General features: G+C 73.4%; 11 protein-coding genes. 4 read left to right on the plus strand and 7 right to left on the minus strand.

What is annotated here, in order from left to right; genetic code table 11:
- Positions 1-4: 4 nt before the first annotated feature.
- The 5 genes from ntrX to dusB form a co-directional block, all read right to left on the minus strand.
- Positions 5-1,393, minus strand: a complete 1,389-nt coding sequence (gene ntrX, locus BLW17_RS08940; protein ID WP_036735859.1) for a nitrogen assimilation response regulator NtrX — start codon at positions 1,391-1,393, stop codon at positions 5-7.
- Positions 1,390-3,567 carry a sensor histidine kinase NtrY-like gene (locus tag BLW17_RS08945; protein ID WP_231572833.1) on the minus strand — a complete coding sequence of 726 codons (2,178 nt, stop codon included), beginning with the start codon at positions 3,565-3,567 and terminating at the stop codon, positions 1,390-1,392. The genes ntrX and BLW17_RS08945 overlap by 4 nt, the downstream gene beginning before the upstream one ends.
- A gap of 206 nt (positions 3,568-3,773) precedes the next feature.
- Positions 3,774-5,222: a response regulator gene (locus BLW17_RS08950; RefSeq protein WP_074826445.1), complete on the minus strand. Its 1,449-nt coding sequence runs from the start codon at positions 5,220-5,222 to the stop codon at positions 3,774-3,776.
- Positions 5,222-6,475 carry a two-component system sensor histidine kinase NtrB gene (locus BLW17_RS08955; protein WP_074826449.1) on the minus strand — a complete coding sequence of 418 codons (1,254 nt, stop codon included), beginning with the start codon at positions 6,473-6,475 and terminating at the stop codon, positions 5,222-5,224. Before BLW17_RS08955 ends, BLW17_RS08950 begins: the two co-directional genes overlap by 1 nt.
- Positions 6,475-7,548: a tRNA dihydrouridine synthase DusB gene (dusB, locus tag BLW17_RS08960; protein ID WP_052176642.1), complete on the minus strand. Its 1,074-nt coding sequence runs from the start codon at positions 7,546-7,548 to the stop codon at positions 6,475-6,477. Before dusB ends, BLW17_RS08955 begins: the two co-directional genes overlap by 1 nt.
- 346 nt (positions 7,549-7,894) lie before the next feature.
- Between dusB and BLW17_RS08965 the strand changes: the two genes are divergently transcribed.
- The 4 genes from BLW17_RS08965 to BLW17_RS08980 all read left to right on the plus strand — a co-directional run bounded on the left by BLW17_RS08965 (position 7,895) and on the right by BLW17_RS08980 (position 13,100).
- Positions 7,895-9,277: an L-serine ammonia-lyase gene (locus BLW17_RS08965; protein WP_036736485.1), complete on the plus strand. Its 1,383-nt coding sequence runs from the start codon at positions 7,895-7,897 to the stop codon at positions 9,275-9,277.
- A gap of 162 nt (positions 9,278-9,439) precedes the next feature.
- The gene (locus BLW17_RS08970) at positions 9,440-9,991 is read left to right on the plus strand and encodes a hypothetical protein (protein WP_036736487.1); all 552 of its coding nucleotides are present in this window, start codon (positions 9,440-9,442) and stop codon (positions 9,989-9,991) included.
- A 185-nt stretch (positions 9,992-10,176) separates the two neighbouring features.
- The gene (locus BLW17_RS08975) at positions 10,177-12,450 is read left to right on the plus strand and encodes a YjbH domain-containing protein (RefSeq protein ID WP_074826451.1); all 2,274 of its coding nucleotides are present in this window, start codon (positions 10,177-10,179) and stop codon (positions 12,448-12,450) included.
- Positions 12,447-13,100 carry a YjbF family lipoprotein gene (locus BLW17_RS08980; RefSeq protein ID WP_036736335.1) on the plus strand — a complete coding sequence of 218 codons (654 nt, stop codon included), beginning with the start codon at positions 12,447-12,449 and terminating at the stop codon, positions 13,098-13,100. Before BLW17_RS08975 ends, BLW17_RS08980 begins: the two co-directional genes overlap by 4 nt.
- A gap of 149 nt (positions 13,101-13,249) precedes the next feature.
- On the opposite strand, the gene BLW17_RS08985 is transcribed toward BLW17_RS08980, so the two are convergent.
- Together BLW17_RS08985 and BLW17_RS18885 are read right to left on the minus strand one after the other, a co-directional pair.
- The gene (locus tag BLW17_RS08985; RefSeq protein ID WP_036704148.1) at positions 13,250-13,477 is read right to left on the minus strand and encodes a hypothetical protein; all 228 of its coding nucleotides are present in this window, start codon (positions 13,475-13,477) and stop codon (positions 13,250-13,252) included.
- A gap of 365 nt (positions 13,478-13,842) precedes the next feature.
- The gene (locus BLW17_RS18885) at positions 13,843-16,143 is read right to left on the minus strand and encodes a pseudouridine synthase (protein WP_074826453.1); all 2,301 of its coding nucleotides are present in this window, start codon (positions 16,141-16,143) and stop codon (positions 13,843-13,845) included.
- Positions 16,144-16,226: the final 83 nt, after the last annotated feature.

The following is a 16,226-nucleotide window of genomic DNA, read 5'->3' on the forward strand; positions in this document are numbered from 1 at the left end:
GGTGCTATTTCGCCATGATCTCGTCGTCCACCCGCATTCCGCCCACGACGCCCAGCGACTTGAGCTTGCGGTGCAGCGCGCTGCGCTCCATCCCCACGAACTGGGCGGTGCGGCTGATGTTGCCGCCGAAGCGGTTGATCTGCGCCAGCAGGTATTCCCGCTCGAAGAGCTCGCGCGCCTCGCGCAGCGCCAGCGCGGTGATCTGCGGCCCCAGCGCCAGCGCCTCGCCGTTGTCGGGCGTCGCCCCTTGCGTGTCGAGTTCGCCCGGCTGGATCGGCCCGGTGCCGTCGCCGAGGATCAGCACCCGCTCGATCACGTTCCTCAGTTGCCGGATGTTGCCCGGCCAGCGCATCGCCTGCAGCGCGGCCACCGTCTCGTCGGGCAGCTCGCGCTCGGGCAGGCCCTGGGTGGCGTGGAACTGGGCGATGAAGTGGCGCGCGAGCTCGGCGATGTCGTCGCGCCGCTCGGCGAGGCAGGGGACCGGCACCGGGACCACGTTCAGCCGGTCGAACAGCTCTTGCCGGAAGCGGCCGGCGGCGATCTCGGACCCGAGGTCGCGGTTGGTGGACGAGATCACCCGCAGGTCGACCCGCACCCGGTCGCTGCCGCCCGCGCGCTGGAACTGCTGCTCGGTCAGCACCCGCAGGATCTTGGGCTGGGTGCCGAGCGGCATGTCGGCCACCTCGTCGAAGTAGATCACCCCGCCGTGGGCCTGTTCGAGCAGCCCCGGCTCGATCCCGCGCTCGGGGGTTTCGCGGCCGAACAGCACCTCCTCCATCCGCTCGGGCTCGATGGTGGCGCAGGGCACGGTGACGAAGGGCGCGTCGGCGCGCGGCGAATGGGCGTGGATATAACGCGCCGCCAGCTCCTTGCCCGAGCCCGGCTCGCCCGAGAGCATCACCCGGCCGTTCGACTTGGCCACCTTGTCGAGGTTGTCGCGCAGCCGCCGGAACGGGGCCGAGTGGCCCAGCATCTCGGCCGCCGTCACCTCTTTCCGGCGCAGCTGCACGTTCTCGCGCCGCAGGCGGCTGGTCTCCATCGCCCGGGTGATGACCACCATCAGCTGGTCGATGTTGAAGGGCTTCTCGATGAAGTCATAGGCGCCCTGCTTGATCGCCGCGACCGCGATCTCGATGTTGCCGTGCCCCGAGATGATGACCACCGGCACCGAGGGGTTGTTGCGCTTGACCTGCTTGAGGATGTCGATGCCGTCCATCCGGCTGTCCTTGAGCCAGATGTCGAGGATCATCAGCGCCGGCTCTTCGGCATTCAGCGCCGCGATCGCCTCGTCCGAGTTCGCCGCGGTGCGGGTCGGAACCCCCTCGTCGCCGAGGATGTCCGCGATCAGCTCGCGGATGTCCCGTTCGTCGTCAACGATCAGAATGTCGCTCATGTGCCGTTCGCCTCTTCCAGTTTCTGCTTGCGCGACGCGGCCATGCGGACCGGCTGGCGTTCGCGGGGGATGCGGATCTCGGCCAGCGCGCCCCGGTGGCCGGTGGGGTCGGGGGGCGCGTCGGTGAGGGTCAGGGTGCCGCCGTGTTCCTCGACGATCTTCTTGACGATCGGCAGGCCCAGCCCGGTGCCGCCGGGCTTGAGGGTCACGTAGGGCTCGAAGAGCCGCCCCCGGTCCTCGGGCAGGCCCACGCCGTTGTCGCAGATGCGGATGGTGACCGCGTCGGGGCGGGCCAGCATCTCGACCGTGACGGCGGGTTGCCAGTCGCCCGCCGGGCGGTCGCGCAGCGCCTCGCCCGCGTTCTTCAGCAGGTTGGTGAACACCTGCCCCATCATGCCCGCGTCGCAGTCGACGATCACCGGGGCGTCGGGGATGGCGGTCGCCACCCCGCCCTCGATCGCGTCCTGCTGCAGCACCACCGCCTCGCGCAAGAGCCGGGCGAGGTCCGTCTCGCGCCGGTCCGGCTCGGGCATCCGGGCGAAGCGGCTGAACTCGTCCACGATCCGGCGCAGATCGCCGGTCTGGCGGATGATGACCTCGGTGTACTGGGTCAGCGCCTCGCGGTCCTCGTCAGCGGTGGCGAGGCGGCCGAACTTGCGGCGGATGCGCTCGGCCGACAGCTGGATCGGGGTGAGCGGGTTCTTGATCTCGTGCGCGACGCGCCGCGCCACGTCGCCCCAGGCGGCCATGCGCTGCGCCGAGACCAGCTCGGTCACGTCGTCAAAGGCGATCACGTAGCCCGCCACCGACCCGTCCTCGGCCAGCCGGGCGGCGATGCGGACGAGCAGGCTCTCGATCCGGCCTTCGCGGTTCAGCCGCACCTCGTCCTGCACGCTGTCGGCGACCGAGGCGCCGAGGCGCTGGAAGAGCAGCGCGAACTCGGGCACCGCCTCGGCCAACGGGCGGTCGTGGTCGGCCTCGGGGTCGAGGCCCAGAAGCCGCGTGGCCGAGCGGTTCACGAAGTCGATCTGCCCTGCCTCGTCGAGCCCGATCACCCCCGCGGTGACCGAGGCCAGCACGCTGTCGAACAGCCGCCGCTGCTCATCCGCGGCGCGGTAGCTTTCGACCAGCTCCTCGCGCTGGGTCTTGAGCTGGCGGGTCATGCGGTTGAAGCTCTGCCCGAGCACCTGGATCTCGTCGCCCGTGTCGGGCTCGGGCACCTGCACGTCGAGGTTCCCCTCGCCCACCTGCTCGGACGCCTCGGCCAGCCGCCCGATGGGCCGCGACAGCCGCTCGGCGAACCACAGCCCCAGCCAGATTGCCGCCGCCACCAGCAGCAGCGCGAAGCCAAGGTAGAGCAGCGAGAACTCGGCCAGCACCCGGCTGCGGGTGCGCTCAAGCTCCTGATACTCGCCGACCGTGGCGCGGGTGTCGTCCAGAAGCCCCAGCAGGCTGCCGTCCACGTCGCGGGTGACGTAGAGATAGCGGTTCGACAGCCGGTCGAGGTGGACGAGGGCGCGGAACTCGTTGTTCTGCCAGTCCTCGATCAGCACGATCCCGTCGCGGTCGGCGCTGCGGAACTGCGCCTCGGTCGGCTGCTCGTACCAGAAGCGATAGCTGCGGTCGCCGCGCGCCCGGATCGCGCCCGAGGCGTCGATGACATAGGCCTCGCGCAGGCCGCGCTGGATCAGCGCCTGGCCGTCGGTCAGCACCGTGCGGATCGTGCCGTCGTCCAGCACCGGCGCGCCGCGCGAGGCATCGTTGAGCACCCGCGCCAGCAGTTGCGCGTCGGCGCTGAGGTCGCGGCGGTGTTCGTCCTGATAGGCCTCGGCCGCCGAGAGAGAGGTCGAGACGACCTGCTGCACCCGGTCCGAGAACCAGCCTTCAAGGCCGATGTTGACGGTCAGCCCGGCAAACAGCGCCACCAGCACCGTCGGCACCAGCGCCAGCGCGGTGAAGACGCCCACGAGGCGCATGTGCAGGCGCGAGCCCGCGGCGGTGCGCCGCGCGGCCAGCATCCCGACCATGCGCGCCGCGACGAGGCCGACGAGCAGCAGGATGTAGATCAGATCGGCCAGCAGGATCAGCCGCAGCCCGCGGCTGGCGGTGCGCTCGCTCAGCGGGCCCATCACGCCATAGGTCGCCAGCGCCAGCACCGGGCCCAGCACGACCATGAAGGCGATGGCGGCGGTCTGAATGCGGCGTTGCCGGCGCAGCCGGGCCAGACGGTCCCAGGGTCGCCCCGCAAAGGCGGCAGCTTGCGCCCCGCCTGCTCTTGCCGCTGCCCGCGTCACCGCCTGCACTCGCCCTCGGTCCGCCGCTGTCACCGCGGCGTTCATGTGGCACGGGCGTAACGATTGCCCGTGACCCTGTGACCGTTTTACATCACGCGGCGGCGGCGTGTCACCTCGATATTCAGGTCGCTCACCTTCTTGCGAAGCGTATTGCGGTTGATCCCCAGCAGTTCGGCGCAGCGCAGCTGGTTGCCCGCGCAGGCGTCGAGCGCGATCTGGATCAGCGGCCGCTCGACCTCGCGCATGATCCGGTCATAGAGGCCGGGCGGCGGCAGCTGGTCGCCGTGCAGGTCGAAATAGCGCTGCAGATGCAGCTCGACCGCGTCGGTCAGCCGCCCGTCGCGGGCACCGCGCAGCTCTCCGCCCCGCGGGGTCGCCGGGCCGGCGAGGGCGGCGGTCACGTCGGCGGCCTCGATCGCGCCCTGCCCCGAGGCGGTCAGCGCCAGCCGCCGCAGCAGGTTGTCGAGCTCGCGCAGGTTGCCGGGGAACGGGTGCGCCCGCAACGCCTCGAGCGCGCCGTCGCTCAGCTCGGGCGCGGGCTGGGTGCCGGAGCGGGCGATGAGCTGGCGGGCGAGCGCCGGCAGGTCGTCGAGCCGCGCCCTGAGCGGCGGGGCGGTCAGCACGAGGCCCGCGAGGCGGTAGTAGAGGTCGGGGCGCAGCCGCCCCTCGGTCGCGTCGGCCTCGGGGTCGGGGCCGGTGGTGGCGACGAGGCGGGGGGCGCGGTGACGCTCGGGGCCGGTCTCGGCGGCTTCGATCAGCCCGGCGATGCGGGTCTGGGCCGCGGGCTCCCACCCCGCCGGGTCCTCGAGGATCAGCGTGCCGCCCTGCGCCGCCTCAAGCCGCGCGGCGAGGCTGTCGGCGGGGTCGGCGGCGGTCAGGCGGACCAGCGGCTCGGCGCGGCGCTCGCCCAGGGCGTGGATCGCCTGGGCGAGCGTGCTGCGCCCGGTCCCCGGCTCGCCCGCGACGATCACGGCAAGGTCGGTGTTGACCACCCGCGCGACGGTGCGGAACAGCGCCTGCATCACCGGCGCGTGGCCGATGAGCAGCGCGGCGGGGTCGTCGGCGGCGGCCGGGGGCGGGGGCGGCGCGGACGGGGCGGCGGCGGCGGCCGGCGCGGCGGCGGCGGCCGGCGCGCCCGGCTGCGGCGCGGGCGGCGGGGCGGGCCGGCGCGGGTGGCGCCCCAGCCCGGCCCGCACCCGGGCCATCAGCTCGGGCAGGTCGAAGGGCTTGGGCAGGTAGTCGAAGACCGACGCCTCGGTCGCCCGGATCGCCGTCACGATGGTGTTCTGGGCCGAGATCACGATCACCGGCAGGCCCGGCCGGGCGCGGGCGATCGACGGCACGAGGTCCAGCCCGTTGCCGTCCGGCATCATCACATCCGTCACCACCACGTCGCCGCGCCCCTCTTCCACCCAGCGCATGAGCTGGCCGAGGCTGCCCGTCGCGTGGACGCGGCACCCGGCGCGGGTCAGCGCCTGGGTCAGAACGGTGCGGATGGTGCGGTCGTCGTCGGCGACCAGGACGGTTCCGTCCATCAGGATGCTCCTTCCCGGCCGGGGAGTGCGGCCGTTTCTTTCGTCGTCTCTCGGGTCGTCTCGGGCGCGGGGCCGGGGTCGGCCGCCTTGCCGGTCCCGCGGGCCATCGGCAGCGACAGCCGGAACAGGGTGCGGCCGGGGCGGCTGTACACCTGGATGCGGCCGCCGTGCTCGGTCACGATCTTGCTGACCAGCGCCAGCCCCAGCCCAGTGCCGTTCTCGCGGCCCGAGACGAAGGGCTCGAAGATCTGCTCGGCGATGGCTTCGGGGATGCCGGGGCCGTCGTCCTCGATCTCGAGCTGCAGCGGCAGGGGGGTGCCGTCCTCGCCGCGCACCGCGCCGTCGTAGTGGGTGCGCAGCCGGATCAGCGGCGCCCCGCGCGGGTCGCCCGGCGCCCGCGCCTCGCGGTCGAGCGCTTCGGCGGCGTTGCGCAAGAGGTTCAGGACCAGCTGCATCAGCCGGTCGGGGTCGACCAGCGCCTCGGGCAGCGAGGGGTCGTATTCGGTCACCATCCGCGGCGTGCCGCCCGACAGCGCCGCGCTGCTCAGCCGCACGCTGCGGCGGGCCCGGTCGAGGATGTCGTGGATGTTCACCGCCCGGCGCTGCGGCGCGGTGGTGTCGCCGAAGCGCTCGACCTGTTCGAGCAGCGCGACGATCCGGCGGCTCTCGGCCACGATCAGGTCGGTCAGCTCGCGGTCCTCGGGCGAGAGCCCCTCGGCCAGCAGCTGCGCCGCGCCGCGGATGCCGGCGACCGGGTTCTTGATCTCGTGCGCCAGCATCTCGGCCATGCCGATGGCCGAGCGGGCGGCGTGGCGGGGGGGCGTGACGCCGTTCCCCTCGGGGCGGATCAGCGCCACCACCCCGCCGCCCGGCAGCGCGCCGAGTTGCAGCGCCGCGCGGCGCAGGGTCCAGCCGCCGGCGCGGTCCGAGATCTCGAACCGCAGGCGCGGGTGCAGGGTCGGGTCCTCGGACTGCGCGGCCGCGGCGATTAGCGGCCCGAGCGGCGGGCTGACCCGCAGCCGCGCGGCCAGCGCCGGATCGTCGGCGAAAAGCCCCGCGACCGAGCGGGTCGAGAGGTTCAGCCACAGCTCGGCGGCCTCGTTGAGACCGGTCCAGCGCCCCTCGGCATCGAAGCTGGCCACCGGGGCGGGCAGCGCGGCCAGAAGCGCCGCCGGATCGGGCGCATGATCAGGCGCCGGCGCGCGCGCGGAGGCCGCCGCCGGCGCCGCACGGGACGGCCCGCGGCGCGCCATCAGGCGGCCTGCCGCCCGGCGGGGCCGGGCTCGCCCGGGGCGCCGGCGAAGACCGCCCGGATCGCCGCCTGTGCCGCGGCGGGTGTATCCGCCGCCATCAGCGCGCGGCGCGCGTCGTCGGGGTCGGGCAGCCCGGCCGCGGCCAGATACCAGCCGAGGTGCTTGCGGGCGACGCGCATCCCCAGCGCCGCGCCGTAATGTTGCAGAATGTCGTCGTGGTGCGCCGCGACCGCGTCGGCGAGCGCGGCGCCGACCGGCACGCGGGGCGCGGCGGTGCCGTGCAGCGCATGGGCGATCTGGGCCAGCCGCCACGGCGCGCCCTGCGCGCCGCGCCCGACCATCACCGCGTCCGCCCCCGCCGCCGTCTGCGCGGCGCTGGCGCTCGCCGCATCCACCACGTCGCCGTTGGCGACCAGCGGCAGGTCCGGGACCGCCGCGCGGACGGCGCGGATCGCCGTCCAGTCGGCCGCGCCGTCATAGAACTGCGCCCGGGTGCGGCCGTGCACGACGATCATCCGCACGCCCGCGTCCCGCGCCCGGGCGGCGAGGTCGGAGGCGTTCAGGCAATCGGCATCCCACCCGAGCCGCATCTTCAGCGTCACCGGCACGTCGGGGACCGCCGCCACGACCGCCTCGATCAGGCTCAGCGCCCGGTCGGGCTCGCGCATCAGCGCCGCCCCCGACAGACCGCCGGTGACCTTGCGGGCCGGGCAGCCCATGTTGATGTCGATGATCGCGGCGCCCATGCCCTCGACGATGCGCGCCGTCTCGGCCATCGGCCCCGGCTCGCGCCCGGCGATCTGGACGCTGACCGGGACGCCGTTCTCCTCGACCATCGCCTTGGCGCGGACGGCGGCGCGGGTCGAGGGACGCGGCGTCACCATCTCGGTCGAGGCGACCATCTCGCTCACCACCAGCCCGGCGCCGTGGCGGGCCACAGCGCGGCGGAACGGCAGGTCGGTGATCCCCGCCATCGGGGCAAGGAACACCGGCGCCCCGAGCGTGATCCCGCCAAGCCGGATCGGCGGCTCGGGCGCGGGGGTTGCGGGCGAAGGCGTCGGGCGGGTGGTCATGGGTGGCACTTGGACCTGTCGGGGCGGCGGGGGGTAGCGGTGACGCGGCGGCGCGGGTGGCGCGGCGGACGCGGATGCGCGGCCTGCCGCAGTTTGCAGCCATATGCCCATTTTCAGGTCACTCTGCAAACCACTCAACGAACGAGGATGGTGGCTCTGTCCGGGCAGCCGCTCCGTGTGCAGCCGGGGAGGTCGGATCGGGTGCAGACCCCGCGGGCTGCCAGCAAACCGCCGCACCCGCCGCCCCACCAGACCTCCCCCTTTCGCGCCACTTGGCGACCGTCGGGCTGCGGCCTATCGTCGCCCTGACCGCCCCGCCCTGCCCCTGATCCATGAGGCCCACGCGATGTTCCTGTCCGTCTTCGACCTCTTCAAGGTCGGCATCGGCCCCTCCTCCTCGCACACGATGGGGCCGATGGTGGCGGCGGCGCGGTTCCTCGAGGCGCTCAGGGCCGCGCCCTTCCACGCCCACGGGCTGCGGGCGAGCCTGCACGGCAGCCTCGCCTTTACCGGCAAGGGCCACGCCACCGACCGCGCGGTGATGCTGGGCCTCGCCGGGCTGACCCCCGAGACGATGGACGCCGAGGCCGCCGCGGCCGCGCTTGCCGCGCTCGAAAGCCAGCGCGCGGTCAGCCCCGCGGGGCTGGGGCAGCTCGCCTTCGACCCGGCCCGCGACCTGATCTTCGACTTCGACCGGCCGCTGCCGGGGCATCCGAACGGCATGATCCTGATGGCCACCGACGCGCAGGGCGACGTGATCCTGCGCGAGACCTATTACTCGATCGGCGGCGGCTTCGTGCTGACCGAGGCGGAACTGGCCGAGCGCACGGGCGACCGGCGCAGCGACGCGGCGGCGGCCGTCCCCTACCCCTTCGCCACCGCCGCCGAGATGCTGGCCATGGCCGAGGCCTCGGGCCTCACCATCGCCGCGATGAAGCGCGCCAACGAGCGCACCCGCCGCAGCACGGCCGAGATCGACGCCGGGCTCGACCGGATCTGGAAGGTGATGGCCGACTGCATGGACCGCGGCCTCGCCGCGACGGGCACCCTGCCCGGCGGCCTCAACGTCCGTCGCCGGGCGCATGGCGTCCACCAGTCGCTGCTGGCCGAGCGGGGGATGAACCTCGCCCCGCCCCATGTCGTCAACGACTGGCTGTCGGCCTATGCGATGGCGGTGAACGAGGAGAACGCGGCCGGCGGGCAGGTCGTCACCGCCCCCACCAACGGCGCCGCGGGCGTGGTGCCGGCGGTGATCCGCTACTGGCTCGATCATGTGCCGGGGGCCAGCCGGGCGCAGCTCGGGGATTTCCTGCTGACCGCGGCGGCCGTGGGCGGGCTGGTCAAGCACAACGCCTCGATCTCGGGGGCCGAGGCGGGCTGCCAGGCCGAGGTCGGCAGCGCCAGCGCGATGGCCGCGGCGGGGCTGGCCGCGGTGCTGGGCGGCACGCCCGAACAGGTCGAGAACGCCGCCGAGATCGCGCTCGAGCATCACCTGGGGATGACCTGCGACCCGGTGCGCGGGCTGGTGCAGGTGCCCTGCATCGAGCGGAACGGTCTGGGCGCGATCAAGGCGGTGTCGGCGGCGAGCCTCGCGCTCAGGGGCGACGGGGCGCATCTCGTGCCGCTCGACGCGGCGATCGAGACGATGCGCCAGACCGGCCGCGACATGAGCGAGAAGTACAAGGAGACCTCGCTCGGCGGGCTGGCGGTGAACGTGCCGAACTGCTGACGCGCGGGCGCGGTCACGACCCCGCGAAGTGTTGATGCCACAGCCGGGCGCGATCCTGCCGGTGGCGGGCGCTTGCGCTTGTCTTGGCGGCCCGGCGTGACGTAAGGCTGTCAGCAAAACAAGGCAGGTCCTGCGGGCCTGCACGGGACAGGAACCGAACCGATGCGACTTCGCCTCATCATTCTGGCCGCGCCGCTGGCGCTGGCGGCCTGCGACGACCAGGCCATGAAGGACTTCCGGATGCCGTGGGACAAGCCCGAGCCGGTGGTCGCGGCGCCCGCCGCCCCGGCCGCGCCGCCCAAGCCCTCGATCCCCGAGCCGACCGGCGCCTCGCCGACCCAGCAGCCGCTCGAGGTCGCGGGCGACCGCACCCGCGTCGCCACCGCCGACGCCGAGACGCTGGACATCAATAGCTTCACCGCCGGCGGCGAGGGGTGGAGCGCCACGGTCAGCGGCAAGTCGGTCAAGTTCGAGCGGCCGGGCGCCAAGGCCGCGACGGTCAGCGTCCAGCGCCTCGCCTATGCCAAGGGCGTGGAATACGTGGGCACGCTGAACGACACCGCCTTTGCGCTGAACATCCGCGGCCAGGATTGCGGCGGCCAGCCGATGACCGCGACGCTGCGCGCGAACGGCCGAACCTTCACCGGCTGCGCCTCGCCCACCGCCGCCAAGGCGGCCGCGTCCGCCAAGCCGGCGACGAAGCCCGGCGCCTGACCCGACCCGCCGGCGTCCCCCCTAAGGGCGCGCCGGTGCGACAGTTTCGCCGGGACCGACCGGCCACGACCACTCGGGCGGGCGGCGCGCTGCCGCCCATCCGCTGCCGAAGATCCTGACCGCCCCCGGGTGCCACGCGCGCCGGACGGGGCGGACCGGCCAGCCCGCTCAGAAGGACCGACCGCATGACGCCGCGCCGCCCCCTCGCCGACCCACCCCCCACCCTGCCGGGCCACCGCTCGCCGGCCCGCCGCCGCCTGCTCGCCTCGGCCCTGCCGGCGGTGGCGCTGGTGCTGGTCGTGCCGGTCGCCGCCGGGGTCGCCCCCGCGCAGGCCGACCCGATGATCGGCACCGTGCTGAACCGCTACGGGATGCCCGGCATCATCGACACGCCCACCGCCGAGGCGCTGCCCGACGCCACGCTGTCGGCGGTGCTGTCGTGGAACGAGCTCGGCAGCCGCACGGGGCTGGGCTTCCAGGTGCTGCCGCGGGTGTCGGCGACGCTGCGCTACGGCCGCTTCGACAGCACCGAAGAGGACCGCGGCTATGTCCGCGACCGCTCCTTCGACGTCCGCCTGCTGCTGCTCGACGAGCGTGAGGGAAGCTGGCAGCCCTCGGTCGCGGTCGGCCTGCAGGATTTCATCGGCACCGGCTTCTACGCCTCGGAATATGTCGTGGCGACCAAGACGGTCACCCCGCGGCTGCGGGTCTCGGCGGGTCTCGGCTGGGGGCGGCTCGCCTCGACCGGCGGGATCGGCGCGCCCTTCGGCGACCGGGGCGCCCCGGACGAGGGCACCGGCGGCACGCTCAACACCGACCAGTGGTTCAAGGGCGAGGCCGCGCCCTTCCTCGGCGTCTCGTTCCGGGCGACCGACAGGCTGACCCTGCTGGCGGAATACTCGGGCGACGACTACGCCTGCGAGACCGGCGACGCCGAGAACTGCGCCCGCAGGCCGTGGCTCTCGGACAAGGAGCCGCTGAAGAACAACATCAATCTCGGGTTCAGCTACCAGGCCGGCGAGAACTATCAGGTCGGCGCCTACGTGCTGGGCGGCAAGCACTTCGGCATCCAGGCCAGCATGACGCTGAACCCGCGCCGCGCGCCGCACCCGTCGGGGCTGGAAAAGGGCCCGGCGCCGGTGCGCCTGCGCCCTGCCCCCGCGGCCGATCCCGAGGGCTGGTCGGGCGTCTGGGCCGGCGATCCCACCGCGCAGCCGGCGATCCAGAAGGCGCTCGGCGACGCGCTGGCCAAGGAAGGCCAGACGCTCGAGTCGATGGTGCTGACCGCCAACCGCGCCGAGGTCCGCATCCGCAACAGCCGCTACATCCAGCAGGCCGAAGCCGTGGGCCGCACCGCGCGGCTGATGACCCGGGCCTTGCCCCCGTCGGTCGAGACGCTCGTCGTGACCTCGGTCGAGGGCGGGATGCCGACCTCGTCCGTGACCATGCGGCGCGCCGACGTCGAGCGGCTGGAGAACACCGAGGCCGGGCAGATCGCCGCCGCCGCGGCGCTGACCGACGCCGAGCCGCGCCCCGCCGGGCTGGTCCAGTCGCCGGGCATCGCGCCGCGCTTCAGCTGGAGCATCCGGCCCTATCTCTCCACCGGCCTCTTCGATCCCGACCAGCCGCTGCGCTACGAGGTCGGCGCCGCGGCGAGTGCCAGCTACGTCCTGACCCCGGGCCTGTCGGTCAAGGGCTCGGTCCGGCAGCGCGTGTTCGGCAACGCCGACCAGGATGCGCCGGGCGACATGACCGTGGACCAGTACCTCGCCATGTCGGATGACGAGATCACCGCCCAGAACAACGGCGTCTATCGCGTCCGTTCGGACGGGCGGATGTATTCGGGCAATTCGCAGCCGCGGATCACCGACCTGACGCTGAACTGGAACGCCAAGCTCACCCCGCAGGTCTACAGCCGGGTGACGGTCGGTCTGCTCGAGAACATGTACGGCGGCGCCTCGGCCGAGGTGCTGTGGAAGCCGGTCAACTCGCGTCTCGCGGTCGGGGCCGAGGTGAACCAGGTCAAGAAGCGCGACTATCGCGACAACTTCGAGTTCCTCGACTACGAGGTCACCACCGGCCACGTCTCAGCCTATTACGAGTTCGGCGGCGGCTTCGTCGGGCAGCTCGACGTGGGCCGCTATCTCGCCGGCGACAACGGCGCCACGGTGACGCTGACGCGCGAGTTCGCCAACGGCTGGAAGATCGGCGCCTACGCCACCAAGACCGACCTCAGCGCCGAAGAGTTCGGCGAGGGCTCGTTCGACAAGGGCATCACCATCCGCGCGCCGGTCGCCTGGGCGCTCGGCACGCCCTCGCAGCGCACGGTGGGCGGCACGATCAGCTCGCTCAACCGTGACGGCGGGCAGCGGGTGCGCGTGGACGGTCGGCTGTACGACGCGATCCGCGACAGCCATTCCACCAAGATGTACGACGGCTGGGGGAGGTTCTGGCGATGAGCAGGCATATCCGCAACGCGGCCGCGGGCCTCGCGCTGGTGGCGCTGGCCGCGGGCTGTTCGAGCCGCAACACCGCCGAGGAAGGGCCGACGAATCTGTCCCTCGCCCGCGGAGCGCTGGCGCAGGTGATGGCGGCGCGCCGCGCCCCCGCCCAGCCGGCCGCGCCCGCCGATCCGGCGGCGATGGCGGCCGAGGCGCTGGCGGTGAACAAGGGGCCGCTGATCCTCGTCGGGCTTGAGGGGATGGGGACCACCCAGGTGCTGGCGATGACCGGCGAGAATGCCGGGATGCGCACCTTCATGACCCGCAACGAACAGGCGGTGATCCTGCGGGGCCAGATGCTGAGCGGCACGCGTGGCCTTGGCAACGACCTGTCGGTGGCCGAGCCGGGCCAGGCCCCGGCGCTGATCGCCGCGCGGCAGTCGGGCACCACCCGGCGGGTGATGCGCTACTATTCCGGCGACGGGAAAGAGCGGCCGATCGACTTCACCTGCGAGGTCCGCCCCGGTCCCAAGCCCGGCGTGATGGTCGAGGCCTGCGCGGGCCACGGCCTGCGGTTCGAGAACAGCTACGCTCCGGCCGCGGGCGTCTCGCGCCAGTGGATCGGTCCGGCGCTCGGCTATGTCACTATCCAGGTGCTGCGGAACTGACGACCGCTCGACGGCGACGCGAAAAGGCCCGGCGCTGCGGCGGCCGGGCCTTTTTCATGCGGGCGATCGCGGAGGCGTCGCCAGCGAACCCTGAAACGGAAAAGGGCCAGTCTTGCGACTGGCCCCAATCATTCCGATTCCGACAGAGATCAGTCGGTGGTCTCGTCGTCGTCGTCGTCGCTGTCCGAAGCAACGGCGGCGATAACGCCCAGCAGCAGCAGCGCCGGGACAACCAGGCCAGCGTTGGTCGACGCCGGCTTGGTGTCGACGACGACGGGCTCGACGTCCACGACGGGGGCGACATAGCCACCGGCCAGAGCGGTCGAAGCGGACAGGCCCAGGGCCAGGGCGAAGGTAGCGAATTTGGTCATGATCATGCTCCGTACTTTTTTGAAGTCTGCCGGTTGCCCGACAGCATCGAAGCGACAGTCGCATAACTGCCCGATGTTGGAAAGCCGATGAGTCCGGCAATCGGTCGGGTCAGGCGCCACTGTTGCATATTCGCCAACACCTTGCGGGGCACCGGGTTCCCGCGTCGGCGAAGCCGCTGGAAATGATTGGAGTCCCGCCGCCTGCGCGGCGCCGTGCCGAAAACTTGACCACGAACAGGGGTAAAACAGGCCCTCGGTGCGGAACCATCGACGCGCGAGCGGCATGATGCTTTTCGCCCGCGCCGACGCTCCCGTCCATTGCCCCGAATCGACAGGGGCGCCTTGCGGCGCCCCCTCGTTTTTCTCTTGTGTCAGCCCCGCCCGCGCGGCTTGCCCGGACCACCCGGCCGGGGACCGCCAGGACGCGGGCCGCCCGGACCCGGGCGCCCGCCCGGCGCGGTACCGCGCGGCCCGCCCGGCTTGCCACCCGTCGGCTTGCCCCCGGACGGACGCGGACCGGACGGCTTGCCGCCGAAGGGCTTGCCCCCGGGTTTGCCCCCGGCCGGCTTGCCGGCGAACGGCCGGGGTCCGCCCGGCTTGCCGCCGTCGGCGCGAGGCCCGCGCGCCCCTGCGCCCGGCGCCCCTGCGCCGCTGCGAGCCGGACGGCTGCCGCCCTCGGCCCGATCCGCCGCCCCCCAGCGCGGCTTGCGCGCTGTCGGCGCGTCGCCCTCCCGGACGGGACGGGGCTTGCGGTCGCCAAAGCCCTCGCCCTCCCGGACGGGACGGGGTTTGCGGTCGCCGTAGCCCTCGCGCGGGGCGCGCGGACGGTCGCCGTAGCTCTCACCGTCCCGCGGCGGACGCGGCTTGCGGTCGGCGTAACCCTCGCGCGGGGCGCGCGGGCGGTCGCCGTAGCCCTCACCATCGCGCGGCGGGCGCGGCTTGCGGTCGGCGTAGCCCTCGCGCGGGGCGCGCGGACGGTCGCCGTAGCCCTCACCGTCGCGCGGCGGACGCGGCTTGCGGTCGCCGAACCCCTCGCGCGGCGGACGCGGACGGTCGCCGTAACCCTCACCGTCACGCGGTGGACGCGGCTTGCGGTCGGCGTGGCCCTCGCGCGGCGCGCGGGGGCGATCTCCGTAGCCCTCGCCATCCCGTGGCGAGCGTGGCTTGCGGTCGCCAAACCCCTCGCGCGGTGCGCGCGGACGGTCGCCGTACCCCTCGCCATCGCGCGGCGGACGCGGCTTGCGGTCCCCGAACCCCTCGCGCGGCGCGCGGGGGCGATCACCGTAGCCCTCGCCGTCGCGCGCCGGGCGCGGTTTGCGGTCGCCAAACCCCTCGCGCGGGGGGCGCGGGCGGTCGCCGGGGGCGCCGCGCGGCGCGGATCGGTCGGCGCGGGGGCGGTCGGGGCGGACGCCGCCACGGGCGCCCTCGCCGCGTGGTGCGGGCGCGGCGTCGTCGCTCTCGCCGGTCAGCAGCCCGCCGAGCTGGTCGCGCAGCATCCGCCGCTTCACCTCGCGGACCTCGTTCGCCTCCATCCCGGTCAGGCGGAAAGGGCCGTAGCTGACTCGAATCAGCCGGTTCACCACCAGCCCGACATGGGCCATCGCACGGCGAATCTCGCGGTTCTTGCCCTCGCGGATGCCGACCGTCAGCCAGGCATTGGCGCCCTTCTGGCTGTCGAGCTTGACCTCCATCGGCTGGAACGCCTCGCCGTCGATCACCGCGCCGCGGCGCAGCGGGTCGAAGGTCAGCTCGGTCGGCTGGCCGTTGACCCGTACCCGGTAGCGTCTGAGCCAGCCGGTCGCGGGCAGTTCCAGCCGCCGCTTCAGCTCTCCGTCGTTGGTCAGCAGCAGCAGCCCTTCCGAGTTGAGGTCGAGCCGGCCAATGCTCATCACCCGCGGCAGGTCGCGGGGCAGCGCGTCGTAGATCGTCTGCCGCCCCTTCTCGTCCGCGTCCGAGGTCACCAGCCCGACTGGCTTGTAATACATCCAGAGCCGGGTTTCCTGCGGCGCCTCGAGCGGCTTGCCGTCCACCCGCACCTTGTCGCTGCGCTGCACGTCGAGCGCGGGGCTCGAGATCGTGGCGCCGTTCACCGAGACGCGGCCCTCGAGGATCATGCGCTCTGCCTCGCGGCGGCTGGCGATCCCGGCGCGGGCCATGACCTTGGCGATGCGCTCGCCCGCGCCGGCGGACGCGGCGTCTGTCTGGGGCGCTTTCGGGGTCGATGCGCGGGCCGTGGCGGCGGAGTCCGCGTCCTCGGCGTCGTCGTCGACCTCGTCGCTCTCGTCGCCGCCGGCCTCGTCGTCGCTGTCGGCCTCGTCGTCGTCGTCGTCGTCGTGGTCGTGGTCGGAGGCGTCCTCGCCTGCGTCGTCGGTGGCAAGCCCCTCGGCGTCGTCAGGGTCGTCGCCGTAGATCTCGGCGTATTCGTCGTCGGACTCGGGGTCGGACTCTGGGTCGGACTCGGGGTCGGCCTGCCCCTCGGGCGCGACCGGGTCGTCGAGCGACTCGGCCGGTTCGGGGTCGGCGCCAAGGTCAGGCTCGTCGGCGTCGGGCCGATCGGCCGGGCGCGGGTCGGGGCCGGCCGCGCCCGTCACGGTCTCGCGCTCGCCCTCAAGCTCGGGGCGCGGGGCGTCGGTGGACGCGGTGTCGTCGGGGTTGCGGGGGTCTTCGGTCATGGCGATCTCCTGCGCATCGCTGCGGTGGCAAGCGGCTGTCTTAGGCCGAACGCCCGGGGGGCGAAAGCGGTTCTTGCGCCGCA

The organism is Paracoccus sanguinis, from assembly GCF_900106665.1.
Taxonomy (GTDB): Bacteria; Pseudomonadota; Alphaproteobacteria; order Rhodobacterales; family Rhodobacteraceae; genus Paracoccus; species Paracoccus panacisoli.

Bases quoted from the DNA above. Each gene is read 5' to 3' on its own strand.
- ntrX (WP_036735859.1), bottom strand. From the start codon at position 1,393: ATGAGCGACATTCTGATCGTTGACGACGAACGGGACATCCGCGAGCTG.
- BLW17_RS08945 (WP_231572833.1), bottom strand. From the start codon at position 3,567: ATGGTCGTGCTGGGCCCGGTGCTGGCGCTGGCGACCTATGGCGTGATG.
- BLW17_RS08950 (WP_074826445.1), bottom strand. From the start codon at position 5,222: ATGGACGGAACCGTCCTGGTCGCCGACGACGACCGCACCATCCGCACC.
- BLW17_RS08955 (WP_074826449.1), bottom strand. From the start codon at position 6,475: ATGGCGCGCCGCGGGCCGTCCCGTGCGGCGCCGGCGGCGGCCTCCGCG.
- dusB (WP_052176642.1), bottom strand. From the start codon at position 7,548: ATGACCACCCGCCCGACGCCTTCGCCCGCAACCCCCGCGCCCGAGCCG.
- BLW17_RS08965 (WP_036736485.1), top strand. From the start codon at position 7,895: ATGTTCCTGTCCGTCTTCGACCTCTTCAAGGTCGGCATCGGCCCCTCC.
- BLW17_RS08970 (WP_036736487.1), top strand. From the start codon at position 9,440: ATGCGACTTCGCCTCATCATTCTGGCCGCGCCGCTGGCGCTGGCGGCC.
- BLW17_RS08975 (WP_074826451.1), top strand. From the start codon at position 10,177: ATGACGCCGCGCCGCCCCCTCGCCGACCCACCCCCCACCCTGCCGGGC.
- BLW17_RS08980 (WP_036736335.1), top strand. From the start codon at position 12,447: ATGAGCAGGCATATCCGCAACGCGGCCGCGGGCCTCGCGCTGGTGGCG.
- BLW17_RS08985 (WP_036704148.1), bottom strand. From the start codon at position 13,477: ATGATCATGACCAAATTCGCTACCTTCGCCCTGGCCCTGGGCCTGTCC.
- BLW17_RS18885 (WP_074826453.1), bottom strand. From the start codon at position 16,143: ATGACCGAAGACCCCCGCAACCCCGACGACACCGCGTCCACCGACGCC.